Here is a 19,736-nt window from a genome sequence, read left to right as displayed (position 1 = left end):
ATGAATATATTTTCATCCTGTATTGCCCACAGTGATAAGAGTATATATTACCTTTAGGTGGTACAATATTTTACGGTAGAATATTTCAATAAGGAAATTATTTTCCTGAGATAATACATAATGCGATGATCCGGATACTCTCATCTCAACAGATAAAGGCGCTTGATGCTTATACAATCCAGCATGAACCGATAGCATCGATCGATCTTATGGAGCGCGCGTGTCGTGCATTTGTAAACTGGTTCACGGAAAGATTTGATGGGAGGAATACAATCGCCATAGTATGCGGCACAGGCAATAATGGTGGCGATGGCCTAGGTATAGCACGCATGCTGCAGGAGTGGAGTTATTCTGTAAAAGTGTTCGTGATCCGCGGATCGTCTGAAACAGAAGATTTTAAAGTAAATCTCGAACGACTGCGGGGTAAGGTTGAGGTCGTGGAAATAACTTCGCTGGATGAGACTATATTTTCAGAATATGACGTGCTGATTGACGCTATATTTGGCTCCGGACTTACGCGACCGCCGGAAGGACTCTTTGCGCAGGCTATACATCTTATGAACAAGTCTGTTGCCGTACGCATTGCTGTAGATATACCCTCCGGTTTACTGGCCGATAAAGTTTCCAAAGGCGAAATTTTCAAGGCTGACTTTACGGTCACCTTTCAAATGCCAAAGCTCGCTTTTCTTTTTCCTTCGAACCATTCGTTTACAGGTACATGGTGTACGGTAGATATAGGTTTGAACAAATCATTTATAAAAGAACAACAGACTTCGTATTACTATATCGCAGCAAAGGATATTAGGAAGATACTGAAGCCGAGATCGAAGTTTGATCATAAAGGAACGTACGGTCATGCGTTGCTTATGGCTGGTAGTTATGGTAAAATGGGAGCCGCATTGCTTTCCGGCCGAGCCGTATTGCGTGCAGGTGTAGGGTTGCTTACCATGCATGTGCCGGAATGTGGCTATGTCATTCTGCAAAGTTCCATACCGGAAGCAATGGCGAGTATAGATGAACATATACATTTCATTACTGCCATCCCGGAATTGGATAAATATACTGTTGTGGGTACAGGCCCAGGATTAGGCCAGGATAAATTAACCGTAAAAGCATTTCGTAAACTGCTCGAAGATTTCAGGAAACCTGTTGTGTTGGATGCTGATGCGCTAAATATACTTTCTGATAATCGCGAGTTGCTGTTATTGATACCGGCAGGAAGTATACTTACTCCGCATCCCAAAGAATTTGAACGATTGGTTGGCAAATGGTCTGACGATTTTGAGCGACTCGACAAACAGAAGTCGCTGGCAAAGCAGTTAAAGTCGGTAGTGGTGTTAAAAGGAGCGAACACATCGATCGCATCACCGGAAGGTGCAGTGTATTTCAACTCTACCGGAAATCCCGGAATGGCTACAGGCGGAACGGGCGATGTACTCACGGGGATCTTAACAGGACTACTGGCGCAGGGATATTCGTCTCTGGATACGGCTATAGCAGGCGTTTACCTTCATGGATTGTCGGGTGATATTGCTGCCCGTGAGCGCAGCATGGTATCGCTCATCGCTTCAGACATCATTGAGTTTTTGCCGGCTGCATTCAAAAAGATCATGCACGAGCAAAAAGTTTAGCCGGTCGGTGCTTTTGTAGTTGAACTGTACCGTTGGAATTTTACTTTTGATACTTTAAAACATTTGCATGCAGCTCTCAGACAAGATCAAACACACCATTCGTGATGTTCATGATTATCCCAAGCCGGGTATAATTTTCAAAGATATAACGCCTGTGTTGTCTGATCCGGTGCTGATGCATGAAATAGCCGGGCAACTGAAGCAGGATTTTCAGGGCCAAAAGCTGGATGCTATTGCTGCAGTTGAGGCGCGCGGATTTATCTTCGGATCGATTCTGGCGCACGAGCTTGGCTGCCGGTTTATACCCATCCGCAAGGCCGGCAAGCTTCCGTATAAAGTGAGAAGAAAAGAATACGACCTGGAGTATGGTACTGCGTGCATTGAAGTACACGAAGATGCCATTCAATCCGGCTGGCGAGTACTGGTGCAGGATGATCTGCTTGCTACCGGAGGAACGGCAGGGGCTGCCGCTGCCTTGATTGAAAGTTTTGGAGCCACCGTTGCCGGATTTTCTTTCATTATAAACCTGAGCTTTTTGCCGGGATATAGTCTTTTGAAGGAACGTTTCGGAGTAGACCCACATTTTTTAACTGAATATTAACCTTATTGCTGTCAAGTTTGTTTGAGAGGTATGGATGAGACCGTTCATATTCCGATGTTCCCGCTGGCCATATTGCCATTACCGGGTGAACTTGTACCCCTTCATATTTTTGAGCCTCGTTATCGGCAGTTGTTACAGGATGCCGAGACTAATGATGTAACGTTTGGTATTTACTTTAGTCATGAGATCAACCAGGTAAAGCTCGGTTCACTCATGCGCCTGGATAGTATAATTAAACGCTATGCAGGAGGAGAGTCTGATATCATTGTGAAGTGCGAAGATGTTTTTAATATGGACAAGCTCGCGCTTACCTATAAGTCAAAAATGTATCCGGGCGCTGATGTGCGTTTTCACCAGGTGGATCTTAACAGGATGCCATCGCTCACGTTGTATGAATTGTTCCTGGAATACCTGAAGAACCGTAACATCAATCAGTACAGCACGCATTTCACGGTATACCAGATTGCCTGTGAACTAAGTCTTGATCTAAACGACCGCTATAAATTTCTACGCTTACCACACGATAAACACGACCAGTTCTTATTGAACAGAATTCGCTATCAATTGCATTTGCTGAGCAGTGAAGCACGCAGTAAAGATGTATATCATCTCAACTGATTGTTCTGTCGGCAATCTGTATCCTTCCGGTTTAGTTTTCGTTACAGGTGTCTTTTCGGTTATATAGTCTGTTACCTTTTAGGTGACGTGCGTTAACAAACAATTAACGTTTGCATGGCAACATTATACTGTAAAGAGGCGTCTTTGAGGTATATATTTAATCAAGACCCTTATGAAAAAGACCCTTTCAGTTTTAATGCTGCTGGTTGCTATAGGCAGTACAGCATTGGCTTTGCCTACGGAGAATCCTGCGCCCGCGAGCGGTGTTGGTATTATGAAGAAAGGAAAGACCTTCCATGTATTTTACAAAGCCGCAAAATTATCGGATGTGAAGATCTTCATTCGCAACGAACGAAATGATCTTGTATTTGCAGAAACTATCCGCAAGACAGACGGCTTTGTTCGTCCCTATAATTTTACGCAACTCGAAGATGGCGAGTATACCGTGGAAGTAATTGACTGTACACATCGCCAGGTTCAGAAGATAACGCATGGATTAAAGCCATCGGATAAACTCGCGCATGTGGTTCGTGTGTCACCTACCGAGAATAAATTTTTATTAACACTCCCGAATAAAGTACATAACATCATTTCGGTGAAGATTTACGGATACAAACACCAGTTAGTATACGAAGAATTGCTGGAGATAACGGATGACTTCGCCAAGCTGTATAACCTGAACCAGATCAACGATGAATTTTCGTTTGAGATCACAGATGAAGAAGGAAATGTTAAAGTTCTGTCGTATTAACGAATAACATTTTTAGAAGGAGTGCTCTGGTAGAATAATATAGCAAGGGCAGTCATGCAAATGACTGCTTTTTTCATTGACAAGGAACTATAGCGGCCAGTAGTGCAAACGTTGTATTAAAATGAATCATACCGAGAGCGTTTGCAGCAAGTATATATACCCTCTTTTGATTGATTTCTACTTCGAAATTTCTGCAAACGTTATTTATAGTTAAAAAAAATGTTTCCTTACAACAGTCGGCCTTGAGTAATGCTGCCACGTTACATTTGTATCGTAAACAAAAAACAAACAAAGTCGATTATGAAAATTAAATCACTTTTCATTGCAGCGCTCGTAGTAGTAAGTGCAAACGTGATGGCTCTTGGAAAGGAAGAGCCTGCTAACAACAAAGGTCTGGCTGTGGTACCTGTTAAAGGTGCAGATGTATTCAAGGTAATTTACAAAGCTGAAAATGCAGGTAAAATCAAATTGAATATCTACAACACAAAATCTGAATTGGTGTTTACTGAAACATTTACTGGTACAGATGGTTTCATCTGCCCATTGAACTTCTCAGGTCTTCAATTCGGTGAGTATACAATCGAGTTAATCGATGCTACGGGTAAGAGAACTGAAAAAGTAAACTATAAGCCTGTTAGTGCATCTCCTAAAAATGTACACATTGCAAAATTAGCGAATGAGAATGGCAAATTCCTCGTGTCTGTATCTTCTACAGGTAGCGAGCAGATCAATGTAAAGATCTACGATGCTGCTAACAATCTTGTTCATAGCGAAAACAAAACAGTTGATGGTAACTTCGCTCAACTTTATACAGTAAAGAATGTAACAGGTTCACTGACATTCGAAGTAACTGACAAATCTGGTAACACGAAAACCGTTCGGTTCTAAGAATTAACATAATTCATTAACCGTACGAAAGCCTTCCCTCACCGGAAGGCTTTTGTATTTATAGCCCTATATATAAATACAACAATAAATAATGATGTTTGTCTATATGGAATGCTGATAGATTGCATTTTGAATTTTAACTGAAATCGCTACTTTTACCTTATCGCAAACGATTAACGTAAACTATCCTTATGAAAAAAATTCTTGTCCCGACAGACTTTTCCAAACCGGCTGCTATTGCAGCAGATGTAGCTGCTGACATTGCCAGACGCTCCGGTAGTGAAATCACATTGCTTCATGTAATTGAAGAAGCTACAGAGGGTTCTATCAACATCGAAGGAGAAGCTACTTATGGCGGTAACTGGGAAGAGAAACTGTTCACGGCAAAGCTGATTGAGAAAGCCCAGAAGCAGATGGAGAAGTTCGCTTCCGAGTCAAGATTTGAAGGTTTGAAAGTGCGCCAGAAACTCAGAATAGGAACACCTTTTCATGGTATGAATGCTATCATCACCGAGAATAAAGTTGATCTTGTTGTGATGGGAACATCAGGCCGCAGTGCACTGGAGCAAATGATCATTGGTTCCAATACTGAAAAGGTTGTACGCCATTCGCATTGCCCTGTATTAACGGTACAGAACAAACCGGCTACCAAGGAGTTTAAGAACATCGTGTATGCAACATCCATGGATAAGGATGAAGAAGTATTCTCAAAAATAGTAAGAAGAACACAACAGGTTTATGATTCAACCATTCACCTGGTACGCATCAATACACCTTCTAACTTCCAGCGCGATGCTGTGGTGAAGAAGTATATGGAGAGCTTCGCCAAGAAATTGCAGTTGAAGAACTATACCATCAACGTATTCAACGACATTAGCGAAGAGGAGGGCATCATCTATTTTGCTGACAGCATTAACGCAGATATGATTGCCATGGCTACACACGGACGCACAGGTTTTGCGCACGTACTGGCCGGAAGCATCGCTGAAGATGTGGTGAGCCACTCCAAACGCCCGGTACTTACATTCGTGACGAAAGCAAGAAAGTAAAAGTCATAACTCATTGGCATAAAGGCCGTTTCATGTCTGTGGAACGGCCTTTTTTCTTTTTTGTTATCTTTAGATTGATTTTTCGTGAACAAGGGCTTTTGGCATCGCCTCTCAGGGCTTGCATTGGCAATGTTTACCTGAAACCGTTAAAGAACTCACTAACCTCCTTATCCAGTTACACATGGAGTACCTGCTGTTTGTCCTTCTCTTGATCAGTTTCATTATTCTGATCACGATCAAGAACAATTTTTCATCTCAACTGCTACTGCTTCAAAAGAAAATGGATGATCTCGCTCGAGAGATCACACGCCTGCAAAGCAAAATGATTGAGCAACCCATCATTGTAAAACCTGAAGAGCAAACACAGGTGGTTGAGAAGCCGGTTGCGCATACCGCTCCCGTAATAACGCCTTTTGTTGAAGAGAAGAAAGAGGTTGAGAAACCAATCGAACAGGTTGTAGTGCCAACTCCTCCGAAAGAAGAACCTGTACAGACTCCGGTTCTGGAAGAGAAGGAGGAAGTGGAAGAAGCATTGCCGCCTATTGAATTGAATGCGCCACGTGTAACGCCTCCGTTGCCTCCCGAAAAGCCCGGCTTCTTCGAGCGCAATCCCGACCTGGAAAAATTCATTGGAGAGAACCTCGCCAACAAGATTGGTATTGGTATACTCGTGCTCGGTATAGGTTTCTTTGTTAAGTATGCGATTGATCAGGACTGGATCAACGAGATCGGTCGTGTACTCATAGGTATAGCTTGTGGTGGTATATTGATTGGGGTGGCCCATTGGATGCGTAAAACATTTGCTGCGTTCAGCTCGGTGTTGGTTGGCGGTGGTATAGCGGTGCTCTATTTTACCATTGCTATTGCATTTCATGAATATGCACTATTCAGTCAGACGGCTGCATTTATACTCATGGTGATCATCACCGGGTTTACCATTGTATTGTCGCTTGCCTATAATCGCATTGAACTTGCTGTGGTGGGTATATTGGGTGGTTTTGCATCGCCATTCATGGTAAGTACAGGTGAAGGTAACTATGTCGTTTTATTTACCTATATATTGATACTCGATGTAGGTATGCTCGTGCTGGCATACTATAAGAAGTGGAACCTGGTTAACATCATCGCCTATGTGTTTACGTTGATCTTGTTCGGCTCGTGGCTCGGTGCAAAATACGATGGTACCAATGTAGGTATGATGCGCGGTGGTATTGTGTTCGCCACGTTGTTCTACCTGGTGTTCTTTGCTATGAATATCATCAACAACATTCGTAATCGTGTAACCTTTCAGTCGATTGAAATAACGCTTTTGCTTAGCAATACATTCTGCTACTATGCAGCCGGTATGTATATACTTGATAACGCTGCCGGTGAGAACTTCAAAGGATTATTCACGGCTTTGCTCGGTATATTTAACTTCATTTTTGCGTATTCGCTCTATAAGAATGAACGTGTAGATCGCAACCTGGTATTTCTGCTCATCGGACTTGTGCTTACGTTTATAAGTCTGGCAGCACCAGTACAGTTGGAAGGAAACTATATAACATTGTTCTGGGCAGCCGAAGCCGTATTGTTGTTATGGCTCTCGCAGAAGTCGGGTATCAGGTTGATGAAGCTTGCTTCCGTGCTTGTTATGGCGCTCATGATCATCAGTCTCGTGATGGATTGGGAACAGCTATACTTTAGCGATGCAACGGAGCTCACCGTAATTGTCAATAAAGCCTATATTACAAGTATTGCTGTGTTACTTTCGATTGCCGGTACACTTCACTTCCTCAAGTTTGAGACAGACGAGTACCAGGAATATGTAAAGCCTTATCGATTACTGTTGAACCTCGGTGGTATTCTGTTGCTGTATGCTTCACAGTTCCTCGAGTTGCAGTATCAGCTTCCGAGATTTGTAGATGATTTTACTGCGGTGCTGATCATCATCGGTTGCTATAATTTACTTTTTATAACGGCATTGTTACTGGCTGAATCGAAGCTTGGTTTACCGGAGCAACTTCGCCAGGCATTTTCGGGATGGGGAGCAGTGGCTATACTGTCTTTCCTGTTATTCTACCACGGCCAGACAATTGAAGCACGTGATAATTACCTGACCGGAAATGCTACGTTTACCGGGTTCGGTTTCCATTATGTATATATAGCTTTGTTGCTGGTAATTTCAGTGCTTACTCTCAGGCGTGTACAGCAACTCACCAGCTTCAACGAAGCGAGCCATAATATTTATTCGTGGGTTTATATATCATTCTTTGTATTCCTGGCGAGTGCCGAGCTTGATCACACTGTATTGCTGATTGGTTATTCGGGTATTGAATCGATGGATCACATCCTCACGCAAAATCACAAGATCGGCTTCCCGATCCTGTGGGGTATAGCATCGTTCCTGCTCATTGCGATTGGGTTGAAAACCAAGAAAAAACATTTGCGTATCATCTCATTAACCCTGTTGCTGATTACACTGGTGAAACTTTTCGTGGTGGACATCCGTGGTATTTCAGAAGGAGGGAAGATTGCAGCATTTATATCACTGGGTATATTGTTGCTGGTGGTGTCGTTCATGTATCAACGCCTCAAGAAATTGTTACTCGCAGATGAACCGGTGCAAAACAGCGACCAAACCGAAGGGAAATGATGAAACGATATATAGGTATAGCAATTTTAAGTATCGGATTTATTCCTGCCGTTGCACAGCAGTTTAAAGCAGAGGCAACGCTGCCTTTAACTGATGCGGATGGTTTCTATCGGGTATTGATTACGCCTGAAGTTGCAGCGTACCCTAACCAGACTTTCAGCAACGTGCGCCTATATGACGCACAACAAAAAGAGGTCCCCTATATACTGGAACAAGAGCAGCCGGTTTACCAGAAAGAACAATTTCGTGAGTATACTATCGTAGAAAAGAAACAGGAGCCGGGTTGCTGTACAATGCTTATCCTGGAAAATCCGGAGAAGGCCGCTATCAACAATATAAACCTGCTCATTCGCAATGCCGAGGTGATAAAGGAAGCAACACTTTCAGGAAGTGACGATCAGAAGAGCTGGTTTGTCATCAAGGAGAAGTTTACGCTTCAGTCCATCGATAATCCGAATGAAGCGGCTGCGATGAAAACGGTGAACTTCCCGTTGAGCAATTATACCTACTACCAGTTGCGTATCAATGACTCTACACAAGCTCCGTTGAATATCATCAAAGCCGGGTATTACAACGCGCTTACGTCAATAGGTGCGTACACAGAAGTGTCACCGCGAAGCATAGCAACGGCCGATAGCATCAAACAGAAAAAGACTTATATACATGTATTCTTTGATACGTTGCGTTTACTTGATAAAGTAGAGTTGTCGTTAACGGGTACTCCTTACTTTATGAGACAGGTAGATGTATACGAGCGCCAGGCACGGAACACGAAGAAAGGTGTAAAAGATTATTATGAGTTCGTTACATCATTCGGCATCAGCTCAGCGGGTGCAGCCATTGTACATTTACCCATGGTAAAAAGTCGCGAGCTTATGCTGGTAGTGGACAACCAGGATAATCCATCACTTACGGTATCATCTCTCAAAGTACACCAGCTTAACCGTTACCTGGTGGCGTGGTTGAAGAAAGGAGAGAAATATACTTTGCGCTTTGGCAACGAGCAACTCGCTGAACCATCGTACGATCTCGCGTTTTTTAAAGACAGCCTTTCGTATCAGTCAACGGTGCTGAAAGTACAGAATGTGCGGGCTATACAAGAGGCTGGTAAAAAGGAAGAGTCACCAACATTCTTTACTGACAAACGGGTTATCTGGGTAGCGATTATACTCGTGATTGGTATACTCGGCTTTATGTCCGTACGACTTATTCGGGAAACGAATACACAGAAGAAGGTATAACAACTGCTATACCTTCTTCTGAATTAATGTATACCTACTGTGGAAACTTGAACGATTGCCGTGCAATCATCTTCCAACTGCCGGCCTGTTTCTGCCAAACAATCAATACACCAAGTTTTACGTTCCCCGGTTTACCGCCATCATTTGTTTTAGCAGTGAGTGTGTGGCGCACAAGCGCTACATTTCCAGCAATGCTGATGGTTTGATCGGTGAGATCAATCGTAACAAAATCTGAGTTGCCATTGGTGAGATTATCAACAAAGGCAGCCTTGTCTTCAATCTTGCCAGCGGAGTGTCCATACGTCAATTCATTGGCAGCGAGTTTTTCCAGCGTAGCTTTATCGCTATCGACCATCGCTTTGCGCAGGGCTTCAACAGCGTTTGCTACTTCTTTTTCTTCGGCAGTTTGTGCCTGGGTTGTGGTTGCTATACTCATGAGTAATACGAAGAGGGTTAAGATAATTTTCATAACTATATAGGTTAACGAAGTGACCTTTTTATACAAATGCACTTTGTCCGGTAATGGCGCGACCTACAATCAATGTGTTGATCTCTTTCGTGCCTTCATACGAATAGATCGCTTCCGAGTCGGCCACGAAGCGTGCTATATCATACTCGATCAATATACCATTGCCGCCAAACAGTTCACGGGCATGACTTACAATATCGCGTGTGCGCAACGTACAGAATACCTTGGCAAGCGAAGCCTGTTCATCGGTAAGTTTACCAACGTCTTGTAACTGCGAAAGCCTGCATACCATGGTTTGCATAGCCGTAAGGTTGCTCAACATTTCCACGAGTAAATCCTGTACCATCTGGAAACTGCTGATGGTTCTGCCAAACTGTTTGCGTTCGTTGGTATAGCGCAGCGCACTTTCATACGCACCACGTGCACAGCCTACAGCCTGCCACGCTACACCGGCACGTGTCATGCGCAATACTTTCGCTGTGTCTTTAAACGATGTGGCATTTTGCAGTCGGTTGCTTTCATGTACTTCACAATTGGTAAGTGTAATGAGTGCATTTTGTACAATGCGCAACGCCATCTTCCCTTTGATCTTATCGGCCTGAAAACCTTTTGTGCCTTTCTCTACAATGAAGCCTTTTACATTGCCATCGTCAAGATCGCGCGCCCAGATTACAACCAGGTCGGCAAAGGTAGCATTGCCGATCCATTTCTTTTGCCCGTTCAGAACCCACGTATCCCCTACACGCTTGCAGGTACAGGTCAATCCACCGGCAGCACCAGAGCCAACTTCAGGCTCTGTTAATCCGAAGGCGCCAATCAATTCCATCTTCTGCATGCGCGGCAGCCATTGCTGTTTCTGTTCTTCACTGCCGCAGTAATATATACTGCCCATAGCGAGTCCGCTTTGTACACCGAAGAATGTAGAGGTAGAGCAATCAACACGCGCCATCTCCATCGCGAGGAAACCTTCGAGTAAACTCGACATCCCCGGACAACCATAACCCTGATATGTAAGCCCGCATATATTCAGCTTCGCCATCTCGGGAATGATCTGATGCGGAAATTCATCCTTAAGCCAATACTCATTTGCTATAGGCTTGATGTGCTCCTGCATGAAAGCGCGTACCTGTAATTGTATAGCACGCTCTTCCGGAGTAAGCCATTGGTGCAGATCATAGAAGTCTCCGTCTATCTCCGGAAACTCATGCTTCTTCTTTCCACCCTCCATATACTTCATCAGCTTTTGCAAGTCTTCACCTTTCATGCTGCTGACGAGGCTTACCATTTTTGAAATATCTACTTTCTCGGAAAGTTTGCCGATCTGATCGAGATCGAGTTGCTGCAGTAATCCTACAGTTGATTTTATCTTCTTGAATATCGACATGCCTGTATCGTTGTTGAAAAACGAAGATAGAAGAAAGTAGGCAGCAGGCAAAAGTGGTTCGGGCAGAGCGGTAATTACCGAGGGAGAGATGTATAGATATTATGTATCCGGAGATATACTTTTGGACTTGGCTGTTTTGGGAGCGGTTTCCTGCCACGATAAATTAAGCGCATCTTCGAACATGGATTTGCGCACACGCTTCAGTTCAATGCATGTCCAGCCGCGCTTGCCCCACGCACCTTTTACCGGGTAAAATATAGTATTGTTGTATTTGCAGAACACGGATTGATCGACCGGGGATAATTTTACAACGGCACGCTTCTCCGAAGGCCATAACGTAAGGAATATACGTTTCTTGACGCGATAGGATGGACGACCCCAATGATCATGCTCATCGGTGTCGGGAAGAGACAAGGCCAGTTTATGTACGGTTTCAAGATCGACCATATATAAAATACAATTTATAGCGCAAGATATATAGTATGCGGCATTTTGAGATTGTATGAACGCGACATCTCGGTTACAGGTTTTGTCTTTTTAGCTCATTAACGGCATAACGTGCTGCACGTGCCGTTAAGGCCATGTATAAAATCGATGGACTCTGGTTGCCGGTGCTCGTCATGCAGGCACCATCGGTTACAAATACATTCTTGCAGGCGTGCAACTGGTTCCAGGCATTGAGCAGTGAAGTCTTGGGATCTTTACCCATGCGACAACCGCCCATCTCGTGAATGTCCAATCCGGGAGCTTGTTGGGTATCATACGCATCTATATTTTTACACCCGGCCTTCTCCAGCATCTCCGAGCTTTGGGTAATGAAGTCTTTGATCATCTTTTCATCATTGTCATCATACCCAACCGATGTTACCAGCAACGGTATACCCCATTGATCTTTTTCTGTATCACTCAGCCGCACGTGGTTGGTTTCTTTCGGTATCGTTTCACCTTGCATATACATATAGGCCCGCCAGTTACCGGACGATGCCACAGCGTCTTTCAATGCAGAACCACACGCAGCATCCACAGCTTCCTGTTTACCACGGGTACGGTATGCGCCCGTGAACGTGGTAAAGCCTCCCATGTAGTCGGTGTCCTGTTTGCCAAGATTACGGTAATTGGCAAGGATAGGCTCGGTAGGATTTCTGCCGTAGTAATACTGATCGTCAAAGCCATCCATATCAGCACTCACGGATGCGCGGTAATTATGGAAGGCTATATATTTACCGAGTAATCCATTGTCATTGCCAAGTCCGGCCGGGAAACGATTGGAGGTTGAGTTAAGCAGTATAAGATTACTGTTCAGTGCCGATGCATTCACAAAGATTACTTTTGCAAAATACTCGGTTGCTTCATGGGTATTGGCATCGATGATGCGCACACCTTTGGCTTTACCCTTTTGGTCATCATATAGTATAGAATGAACAACAGCATGCGGACGTATGGTAAGATTACCGGTCTTCTGTGCCCACGGTAATGTAGATGAGACAGAACTGAAGTATCCGCCAAACGGACAACCGCGCATACACAGGTTGCGTGCCTGGCATTTACCGCGACCTTGCTGCAAATGTATATCCTGCGGTTGTGTTATGTGCGCCCAACGCGCCTGCACAAGAAAGCGATCTTTATAGTGCTGCTGTATACTTTTCTGAACATGCGCTTCAACACAATTGAAGTCGAACGGAGGGAGGAACTCGCCATCGGGCATCGCTTCTATACCATCGTTATTGCCACATACACCAATGAACTTCTCTACGTGCGAGTACCATGGAGCAATATCATTATACCCGATAGGCCATTCTATACCATAACCAAATTTAGCAGGTGCTATAAATTCATGTTTACTCCATCGCTGACAGGCGCGTCCCCAGATGATGGATTTACCACCCACCTGGTATCCGCGAATCCAATCGAAAGGCTTGTCTTGTATATAGGGATGATCTTTATCCTGTATAAAGAAATGCTGTGTGTCTTCACCGAATCCAGCAGCTTTGCTGATAAGCGGGTTAGCGTCTCTATATTCCTGCGTCACTCTTCCTCGATGTGTGAATTCCCACGGATGTTTGGTCGCGGTAGGGTAATCTTTGTTGTGAACTATATTTCGTCCGCGCTCCAGTACCAATGTCCGTAATCCATGCTCGCATAATTCTTTGGCGGCCCATCCTCCGGAAATTCCGGAGCCGATCACAATTGCATCGAATGTGTTTTGGTCGATGCCTGTGCTGTTAACGTTGATTGGTGAAATCATAGAGAGGGTTTGGTGTAATGGAGATGGTGCTTCTAAGCATCAGAGTCCCCGGAGACCGGTGACTCTGATTGGGTTCATGTCTTTATATGTTTCCTTATAGTATAGTTCTGTCTCTAAATTATCAAAGTCCGGAAACCGGTGACTCTGATGGCGGCTCATAAATGCTACTCGTATATTACGCGCTTCAGGTAAAACACTTCCGGGTCAATAACCGGTGTTGTTGAACTGGTTATTGTTGTCCCTTCTTTATCCAGTGTTACACGTTTTGTTCCGGCATCAGTCTGTATATCGATTGGAAACGGAGTGTCAAAATTTAACGGTTCAATTTTGTATTTATTGTCAGCCGTCTGTTTAACGAGTATCTCCAGTTTATTGGTAGTATACAGGAACAGGTCAAAATAAGGTTTCAGATTTTGTCCTGAAGCTTTGCTGAACAACTGCTCTACATCCTCGGTGCTCACGAGGTGATCGTAGGTATACTGCGGATCGGTAGCAAGCTTCTTCAGGGTTGGGAAGAATATATCATCACCAATTACATAGCGTATGGTGTGCAAGAAGAACGCTCCCTTACCGTAAATGTCTCCGTGATATACTACATCCGTGTCCAGGTTCTTTCCCTGTACAATCGCTTTTTGATTTTGCGTAGCACGCGCGGTTTGCTGCATTCGCTTTCGGTAGGCAGCTTCTCCGTCCAGCTCGCGCGTATATAGATGATCGCCAAACGTGCAGATACCTTCCTGTATCCACATATCAGCCCAATCTATACCGGTAACTTTGTTACCCCACCATTCGTGTCCGAGTTCGTGGTGTAACAGCCAGTCGAAATCTTTACCACCGGCTTTTGCATACCGGAATTTGTTACCGTATGCATTAAGAGATTGATGCTCCATGCCGAGGTGTGGTGTTTCGCAGATCGCGATCTTCTCTTTTACCCAGGGATATTCGCCAAAGTATTTTTCCTGCACCCGTACACTTTGTTCAAATATATCCAGCAGGTGTTTTGCGCGATGTTTGTGTTCTTCCAATATATAGATCTGCAGCGGCACGTTATTGCCATTCACGGTAGTATAGTCGCGGGATACGATAACATACTTCCCGATGTTGAAAAGTATACTATAGTTGTTAATGGTATAGCTGGTCTTCCAGTGATAGGTGCTCTTGTTGCCTTTGGTAGAAACGTTTTTGAGTAGACCAGGACCAGCTACATATAGTCCTTTTGGTACCGTGATGATGAGGTCCGCACCTTCGTTTGGTTCATCGCTGGGATGATCTTTACACGGATAGTATATCTTGGCGCCTTCACTCTGACACGTAATGGCTACCCACGGATTGCCGAGTGAATCTTTCGCCCACTGAAAACCTCCGATCCACGGTGCGCGTTCGGCTATACCGGGCTTGCCTCCGTACGCAATCTTTACTTTAACTTTTCCGGCTGCCACGGGTGTAGCAGGAGTAATGCGTATCAGGTCATCGTCTTGTGTAAAGGGTTGTTCTTTTTTGTTTACCCATACTTTCTTTACGGTTAACAAATGTACCAGGTCGAATAATAAAACATCCGTTGCTTTTGATGTGATCAGATCGATCTCGGCATAGCCATCTATACTTTGTTGTGCCGGATCAACATCCAGTGCGATGGTATAATGCCGGATGTCCATCAAGGCCTGCTCAGGTTTTAAGATACCACCTGATTTCAGGTTCTGTGCCTGAACACTGCTGATAAAAATGATTGATACAAGTAGAAGGAGACTTCGCATACGTAGTTTAAGTTTTTTTTCAAGTTAAGGTTTTAGCAATCAATATAGAAGACTACAAGGAAACACTACATGAGAGGATGGGATAGGGGAGAATTGGTTTGGAAATTCGAAAATTTGAAGATTGGAATATTAAGAAGTTCTGTGCCCAGAAGACTTTCCGACTTCCCGGACTTCCCGGACTTCCCGACTTCCCGGACTTCCCGACTCTTCCTACTCCTGCTTTCCAAAAAAAAATCTTCCAACCACATGGGGGTACCACCCAACTCCATTGTCATAAAGGCGATTAAACACAAAACGGTTATGAAAAAGAATCTTACGAGTATGACATTATTCCTGCTGCTGATCGCTGGCTGCGCGTACGCTCAGGATGAGATGCAAACAGTTTTTAAAAGCGGAGGACGTATAACAGGTTATGGTGCACTTACCAATAAGTTTACTGGTATACGTGGCAAGTATGCAAATATATCCGGTGTATATGGTGGAGTATATTTGAATCAGCGCTTGTTTTTAGGGTTAGGTGGGGCTGCATCTACCAATGATATAGCAGTGCCTGCGGAATATAGCGCTATACCGGGTGCTGACCTCACGTATCAATACGGGCAATGTGGTTTGGTAACGGAGTATGTATTGAATTCCAATAAACTTTTTCACGTAACGTTCAGCCTCTTTTCGGGTGCAGGGTTTACGCTTCAATATGATCGCCATGACTGGGACGACTGGGATGATTGGGATGATGATGACGATTTTGATGATCGTTGGGACCGCGATAACTCGCACGATGAAAACTGGTTCACGGTAGTGGAGCCCGGTGTACAGGTTGAGGTAAATGTTTTCAAGTGGATGCGTTTCAGCCCGGGTGTAAGTTACCGTGCTGCGTTTGGTAGTGATGGAAAAGGTTTATCCGACAGTGACCTGAGTGATATATCCTACAACGTTACTTTGAAGTTTGGACGATTCTAAACATCAGGGAAAAAGGTCGCGGATGTAGTATTACTCCGCGACCTTTTTCTGTTTAAATATATAGTTGTCGATGGATTCACAACCGGAGTCGTGGTTGTGCTTCATGATCCAGGCAACATTCTTGCCGTTCTTCTGCAATTGCTTTTGATGCTCGGCACGTCTCACCAGCATATAGAGTAGTATCATCAGTATAATAATCAGTACATATACCAAAGCAATGATGGAGCGTTTCATTTTTATGTAACGCGAATGCCTTGCCATAAGCTTGTTATAGTTCCGGTGCCGTGCTATCTGCCCGGGACTGATCGTACGCCTCAATCGTATTTCATTCCTTGACATCGTACTTAATGCGTATGTTAAAGTTTTTTCGTAATCGGTCTAATGCCCTGTAGGTTCGCATCTTTGCTCCGCTCTCGGTTATATCGAGGATGAAAGCAATTTCCTTAAAATCTTTGTCTTCAAAAAAGCGAAGCTCCAATACTTGCAGCATATCGGTGGGTAATTCTTTGAAGTACCGCAGCAATTGCTCCATCATCTCTTCATCCCAGCCGTCATTTGCCTGCTCGAACAACTCGCGTACGCGCACTTCTTCAATGCTGAATACTTTGTCGTTCTTCTTTTTGCGATAGTGTTTGTTCACTTCATTGCTGGCAATCTTGTATAGCCAGGCGGAGAAAGGCACCCCGCGAAATTCATAACGGCCTATATTTTTAAGCACACTTAAAAAAGTCTGCGAACAAAGATCATCCGTCAGTTCTTCATCATCGGTTTGGCGGTAAATGAAGTTGAAAATGCGGTCAAAGTATTTTTCGTAAAGCTCTCCGAAAGCCTTAGGATTCCGCTTGGCCCGTTCCAGGATGGCGTACTCGTGTTGTATCTCGGCTTCTGTCATGCTGCGCTGCAACTACAACACTATAATCCGAAGGAATAAACAAAGTCACAAGTGGCGGGTAATTTTAGTTATACTCATAGCCGATCGTGCGCTATTCACACGCAACGATCGGCTAAGAGATGATATTTATTCACTTCGCAATGTGTCAACGGGGTTGATAAGTGCTGCACGGACGGCCTGGAAGCTGGCTGTGCCAAATGCAATGACAATGGAAAGTAAAGCGGCCATAACAAATGGCCATACACTTAAATCAGTGCGATATGCAAAATCGTTCAGCCATTGCTGCATTAACCAATAAGCCACGGGTATGGCAATACCAATGGCGATGATAACAAGCTTGGTGAAATCTTTGGTAATAAGAAGTACGATGCCTGACGCTGTGGCGCCCATAACTTTTCGAATGCCGATCTCTTTTGTTTTTTGTGCCGCAGAAAATGAAACGAGACCGAACAATCCGAGGCAGGCAATTATAATCGTTAAGGTTGCAAACGTAGTGCTCACCATGCTCATGCGTTCTTCGTTGGCATACATCGCATTATACTCCTGATCCAGAAATGTATACTCAAACGGCCGATGAGGTGTAACGGTAGTACAGATTGATTTCAGCCCGGCAATTTGTTCGTGTGTATTGCCTTCTTTCAATTTTATAAATATAGCGCTCAGCTGATACGACTCTGTAAAGAGTATAAGCGGTGCTATCTTCTGTTGCAGTGGTGCAAAGTGAAAATCTTTTACAATGCCTACAATTTCACCTTTACGGTTATTCATATCGATCGTAGTGCCAATGGCATGCTCGTTGGTTAGTCCGAGTTCTTTAATAGTGGATTCATTCAATACAAATGAGTATATAGTATCCTTCTCCATGCGTATATAGTCATTCTCGGTAAAGTTGCGTCCCGCTACAATCTCCATGTTCAGTGCCGGTATAAAATCAGGATCTACAGCGTTGGCTGTAACCATCATGCCGATCTGGTTTGCAGACCCGGGCAACGTTAAGGAGTAACCACCATTAATCTGTGTGGGCGATTCGATAGCACGTGCAACATGCGTGGCAATGCCACTGCGCAGTATCTCGGTTTTTAATTCATTGTATACCTTTTTCGTTTGTGCATCCATCGGTATAATCACAACATTGTCTTTGCTATAGCCCAGTTTTTTGCTCTGAATAAAAGAAAGCTGATTGAGCACGACAATCGTACCGATGATGAGTATAATGGAAATACTGAACTGTGTTACCACGAGGCTTTGCCGTAACCAGATGCCTTTGCCCGAAGTTTTAAAATTACCTTTCAATACGCGTACCGGTTTAAAACCTGTAATGGCAAATGCCGGGTATGCGCCCGCGAGTATAGCAATGGTAACGGCTGCGCCAACCGATGCCAGTATAAACTGCGGATGAAAGAGTAACGAAGAATCGAATTGCTTGCCGGTGATCTGGTTGAAGAGCGGTAAATTAATCTTTGCGATAATAAACGCGACCACCAGTGCTATAAACGTAATAACAACAGATTCGCTGATGAACTGAAGGAAGAGTTGCTGGCGCAACGCACCCACTACCTTGCGGATGCCAACTTCCTTCGCGCGGTCGGCAGCACGTGCTGTTGCCAGGTTAATGTAGTTGATGCAGGCTATAAGTAAAACCAGTAAAGCAATGGAGCCAAATATATAGATATACTGCACATCACTCGCCAGGCCGGAGTGCAAGTATATATCTTTCAACTGGAAGAAATTATACTTTACATAATCGCCCGGGTTGGTCAGGTCAGAGGCTACTTCTTTTTTTACAAGCTCATTGGTCTTGCTTACCAGTGATGCTACGTTCGTTTGGGGAGCCAGCACTATATAGGTTTCGTAATTGGCCGTCCACCAAATGGCTTCGCGCGAAGCAGGTAATGAAGAGAACGAAGCTATAAAATCAAGTTTCAATGTAGAGTTTGTCGGAACATCTTCCATTAACCCGGTAATGGTATACGCTGCATCGTTATTAACCTTTATCGTTTTACCAATGATATCTTCACTGTCAAAATACTTCTTGGCCATCGAGCGCGTCAGTATAACAGAGTTGGGTTCTGTTAAAGCCTTGTCGGGATTGCCTTTGAGCAGTGGGAAGGAGAATACATGGAAGAACGTACTATCTGCATAGCTAAAGCCATGCTCCTGGAATAACTTATCATCATGTTGAAGAATAAAGCCGTTGTAAGCCGAAGCGTTATAGATACGCACGCCTGTCTCAACTTCCGCAAAGTTCTTTTGCATGGCAGGCAGTAGCGCTGTTGGTGATACCGGTGTTTTGGAGGTCTGGCCACCGAAGCTATATTCGAGACAACCGCGGTAAATACGATCAGCCTTTTCGTGAAACTTATCGTAACTTAGTTCGTGTTTGATCCACATTACCAGCAACAGGCAGGTGGCGAGGCCAAGACTCAGGCCGAACACGTTGATAAGGGAATACGACAAGTGTTTGCGCAGGCTTCGAAAAGCAATGAGGAAATAGTTTTTGATCATAGATTCCGGGTTTAAAAAACACCAATAAGACTTAATTTACCGTGCCGGGGTTGCAGCAAGCTGTATTTTTTTGCAGATAGACTGTAAAGAAGTTAAATACCGAAATATGCGTG

General features: G+C 44.1%; 17 protein-coding genes. 9 read left to right on the top strand and 8 right to left on the bottom strand.

From position 1 onward, the window contains the following. The first annotated feature begins 125 nt into the window (after positions 1-125). From ACFQ21_RS06750 to ACFQ21_RS06715, 8 genes are all read left to right on the top strand, one after another. The gene (locus tag ACFQ21_RS06750) at positions 126-1,631 is read left to right on the top strand and encodes an NAD(P)H-hydrate dehydratase (protein WP_377576648.1); all 1,506 of its coding nucleotides are present in this window, start codon (positions 126-128) and stop codon (positions 1,629-1,631) included. 67 nt (positions 1,632-1,698) lie between these two features. After that, positions 1,699-2,232: an adenine phosphoribosyltransferase gene (locus ACFQ21_RS06745; protein WP_377576645.1), complete on the top strand. Its 534-nt coding sequence runs from the start codon at positions 1,699-1,701 to the stop codon at positions 2,230-2,232. A 30-nt stretch (positions 2,233-2,262) separates the two neighbouring features. Continuing rightward, positions 2,263-2,850, top strand: a complete 588-nt coding sequence (locus tag ACFQ21_RS06740; protein ID WP_377576642.1) for an LON peptidase substrate-binding domain-containing protein — start codon at positions 2,263-2,265, stop codon at positions 2,848-2,850. A gap of 172 nt (positions 2,851-3,022) precedes the next feature. Next, a complete protein-coding gene (locus tag ACFQ21_RS06735) occupies positions 3,023-3,601 on the top strand; it encodes a hypothetical protein (protein ID WP_377576639.1) in 579 nt (192 codons plus the stop codon). A 300-nt stretch (positions 3,602-3,901) separates the two neighbouring features. Then, positions 3,902-4,489, top strand: coding sequence for a hypothetical protein (locus tag ACFQ21_RS06730; protein WP_377576636.1), 588 nt, complete (start codon positions 3,902-3,904; stop codon positions 4,487-4,489). Between the two features lie 191 nt (positions 4,490-4,680). Beyond that, positions 4,681-5,538: a universal stress protein gene (locus ACFQ21_RS06725; protein WP_377576634.1), complete on the top strand. Its 858-nt coding sequence runs from the start codon at positions 4,681-4,683 to the stop codon at positions 5,536-5,538. Between the two features lie 181 nt (positions 5,539-5,719). After that, positions 5,720-8,173 carry a DUF2339 domain-containing protein gene (locus ACFQ21_RS06720; RefSeq protein WP_377576631.1) on the top strand — a complete coding sequence of 818 codons (2,454 nt, stop codon included), beginning with the start codon at positions 5,720-5,722 and terminating at the stop codon, positions 8,171-8,173. Next, positions 8,170-9,414, top strand: a complete 1,245-nt coding sequence (locus ACFQ21_RS06715; protein ID WP_377576628.1) for a DUF3999 family protein — start codon at positions 8,170-8,172, stop codon at positions 9,412-9,414. Before ACFQ21_RS06720 ends, ACFQ21_RS06715 begins: the two co-directional genes overlap by 4 nt. Before the next feature lie 34 nt (positions 9,415-9,448). On the opposite strand, the gene ACFQ21_RS06710 is transcribed toward ACFQ21_RS06715, so the two are convergent. From ACFQ21_RS06710 to ACFQ21_RS06690, 5 genes are all read right to left on the bottom strand, one after another. Continuing rightward, complete coding sequence (locus ACFQ21_RS06710) at positions 9,449-9,883, bottom strand: nuclear transport factor 2 family protein (protein WP_377576625.1); 435 nt, start codon at positions 9,881-9,883, stop codon at positions 9,449-9,451. Positions 9,884-9,911: 28 nt separating this feature from the next. Continuing rightward, positions 9,912-11,267, bottom strand: coding sequence for an acyl-CoA dehydrogenase family protein (locus ACFQ21_RS06705; protein ID WP_377576622.1), 1,356 nt, complete (start codon positions 11,265-11,267; stop codon positions 9,912-9,914). Positions 11,268-11,366: 99 nt separating this feature from the next. After that, complete coding sequence (locus ACFQ21_RS06700; RefSeq protein WP_377576619.1) at positions 11,367-11,714, bottom strand: MmcQ/YjbR family DNA-binding protein; 348 nt, start codon at positions 11,712-11,714, stop codon at positions 11,367-11,369. A gap of 73 nt (positions 11,715-11,787) precedes the next feature. Then, positions 11,788-13,512, bottom strand: coding sequence for a GMC oxidoreductase (locus ACFQ21_RS06695; protein WP_377576617.1), 1,725 nt, complete (start codon positions 13,510-13,512; stop codon positions 11,788-11,790). Between the two features lie 164 nt (positions 13,513-13,676). Beyond that, positions 13,677-15,266: a M1 family metallopeptidase gene (locus ACFQ21_RS06690; protein WP_377576614.1), complete on the bottom strand. Its 1,590-nt coding sequence runs from the start codon at positions 15,264-15,266 to the stop codon at positions 13,677-13,679. A gap of 300 nt (positions 15,267-15,566) precedes the next feature. On the opposite strand from ACFQ21_RS06690, the gene ACFQ21_RS06685 reads away from it, so the two are divergent. Continuing rightward, on the top strand, positions 15,567-16,226 hold the full coding sequence (locus ACFQ21_RS06685) for a hypothetical protein (RefSeq protein ID WP_377576611.1): 660 nt from the start codon (positions 15,567-15,569) through the stop codon (positions 16,224-16,226). Between the two features lie 30 nt (positions 16,227-16,256). Here ACFQ21_RS06685 and ACFQ21_RS06680 read toward each other — a convergent pair whose 3' ends face one another. The 3 genes from ACFQ21_RS06680 to ACFQ21_RS06670 form a co-directional block, all read right to left on the bottom strand. Next, positions 16,257-16,565, bottom strand: a complete 309-nt coding sequence (locus ACFQ21_RS06680) for a hypothetical protein (RefSeq protein WP_377576608.1) — start codon at positions 16,563-16,565, stop codon at positions 16,257-16,259. Then, positions 16,552-17,118, bottom strand: coding sequence for an RNA polymerase sigma factor (locus tag ACFQ21_RS06675; RefSeq protein ID WP_377576606.1), 567 nt, complete (start codon positions 17,116-17,118; stop codon positions 16,552-16,554). The genes ACFQ21_RS06680 and ACFQ21_RS06675 overlap by 14 nt, the downstream gene beginning before the upstream one ends. Positions 17,119-17,244: 126 nt before the next feature. Further along, a complete protein-coding gene (locus tag ACFQ21_RS06670; RefSeq protein ID WP_377576603.1) occupies positions 17,245-19,623 on the bottom strand; it encodes an ABC transporter permease in 2,379 nt (792 codons plus the stop codon). Between the last annotated feature and the right edge of the window lie 113 nt (positions 19,624-19,736).

The organism is Ohtaekwangia kribbensis (assembly GCF_042676245.1).
GTDB classification, from domain to species: domain Bacteria; phylum Bacteroidota; class Bacteroidia; order Cytophagales; family Cyclobacteriaceae; genus Ohtaekwangia; species Ohtaekwangia kribbensis.
Note: the sequence above shows the minus strand (reverse complement) of the source record. Positions and strands in the feature narration are given on the sequence as shown.

What these genes read in the sequence shown, in the direction of transcription:
- ACFQ21_RS06675 (WP_377576606.1), bottom strand. Translation starts at nt 17,118, where the DNA reads ATGACAGAAGCCGAGATACAACACGAGTACGCCATCCTGGAACGGGCC.
- ACFQ21_RS06670 (WP_377576603.1), bottom strand. Translation starts at nt 19,623, where the DNA reads ATGATCAAAAACTATTTCCTCATTGCTTTTCGAAGCCTGCGCAAACAC.
- ACFQ21_RS06730 (WP_377576636.1), top strand. Translation starts at nt 3,902, where the DNA reads ATGAAAATTAAATCACTTTTCATTGCAGCGCTCGTAGTAGTAAGTGCA.
- ACFQ21_RS06700 (WP_377576619.1), bottom strand. Translation starts at nt 11,714, where the DNA reads ATGGTCGATCTTGAAACCGTACATAAACTGGCCTTGTCTCTTCCCGAC.
- ACFQ21_RS06705 (WP_377576622.1), bottom strand. Translation starts at nt 11,267, where the DNA reads ATGTCGATATTCAAGAAGATAAAATCAACTGTAGGATTACTGCAGCAA.
- ACFQ21_RS06735 (WP_377576639.1), top strand. Translation starts at nt 3,023, where the DNA reads ATGAAAAAGACCCTTTCAGTTTTAATGCTGCTGGTTGCTATAGGCAGT.
- ACFQ21_RS06710 (WP_377576625.1), bottom strand. Translation starts at nt 9,883, where the DNA reads ATGAAAATTATCTTAACCCTCTTCGTATTACTCATGAGTATAGCAACC.
- ACFQ21_RS06740 (WP_377576642.1), top strand. Translation starts at nt 2,263, where the DNA reads ATGGATGAGACCGTTCATATTCCGATGTTCCCGCTGGCCATATTGCCA.
- ACFQ21_RS06685 (WP_377576611.1), top strand. Translation starts at nt 15,567, where the DNA reads ATGAAAAAGAATCTTACGAGTATGACATTATTCCTGCTGCTGATCGCT.
- ACFQ21_RS06695 (WP_377576617.1), bottom strand. Translation starts at nt 13,512, where the DNA reads ATGATTTCACCAATCAACGTTAACAGCACAGGCATCGACCAAAACACA.
- ACFQ21_RS06680 (WP_377576608.1), bottom strand. Translation starts at nt 16,565, where the DNA reads ATGTCAAGGAATGAAATACGATTGAGGCGTACGATCAGTCCCGGGCAG.
- ACFQ21_RS06690 (WP_377576614.1), bottom strand. Translation starts at nt 15,266, where the DNA reads ATGCGAAGTCTCCTTCTACTTGTATCAATCATTTTTATCAGCAGTGTT.
- ACFQ21_RS06715 (WP_377576628.1), top strand. Translation starts at nt 8,170, where the DNA reads ATGATGAAACGATATATAGGTATAGCAATTTTAAGTATCGGATTTATT.
- ACFQ21_RS06720 (WP_377576631.1), top strand. Translation starts at nt 5,720, where the DNA reads ATGGAGTACCTGCTGTTTGTCCTTCTCTTGATCAGTTTCATTATTCTG.
- ACFQ21_RS06745 (WP_377576645.1), top strand. Translation starts at nt 1,699, where the DNA reads ATGCAGCTCTCAGACAAGATCAAACACACCATTCGTGATGTTCATGAT.
- ACFQ21_RS06725 (WP_377576634.1), top strand. Translation starts at nt 4,681, where the DNA reads ATGAAAAAAATTCTTGTCCCGACAGACTTTTCCAAACCGGCTGCTATT.
- ACFQ21_RS06750 (WP_377576648.1), top strand. Translation starts at nt 126, where the DNA reads ATGATCCGGATACTCTCATCTCAACAGATAAAGGCGCTTGATGCTTAT.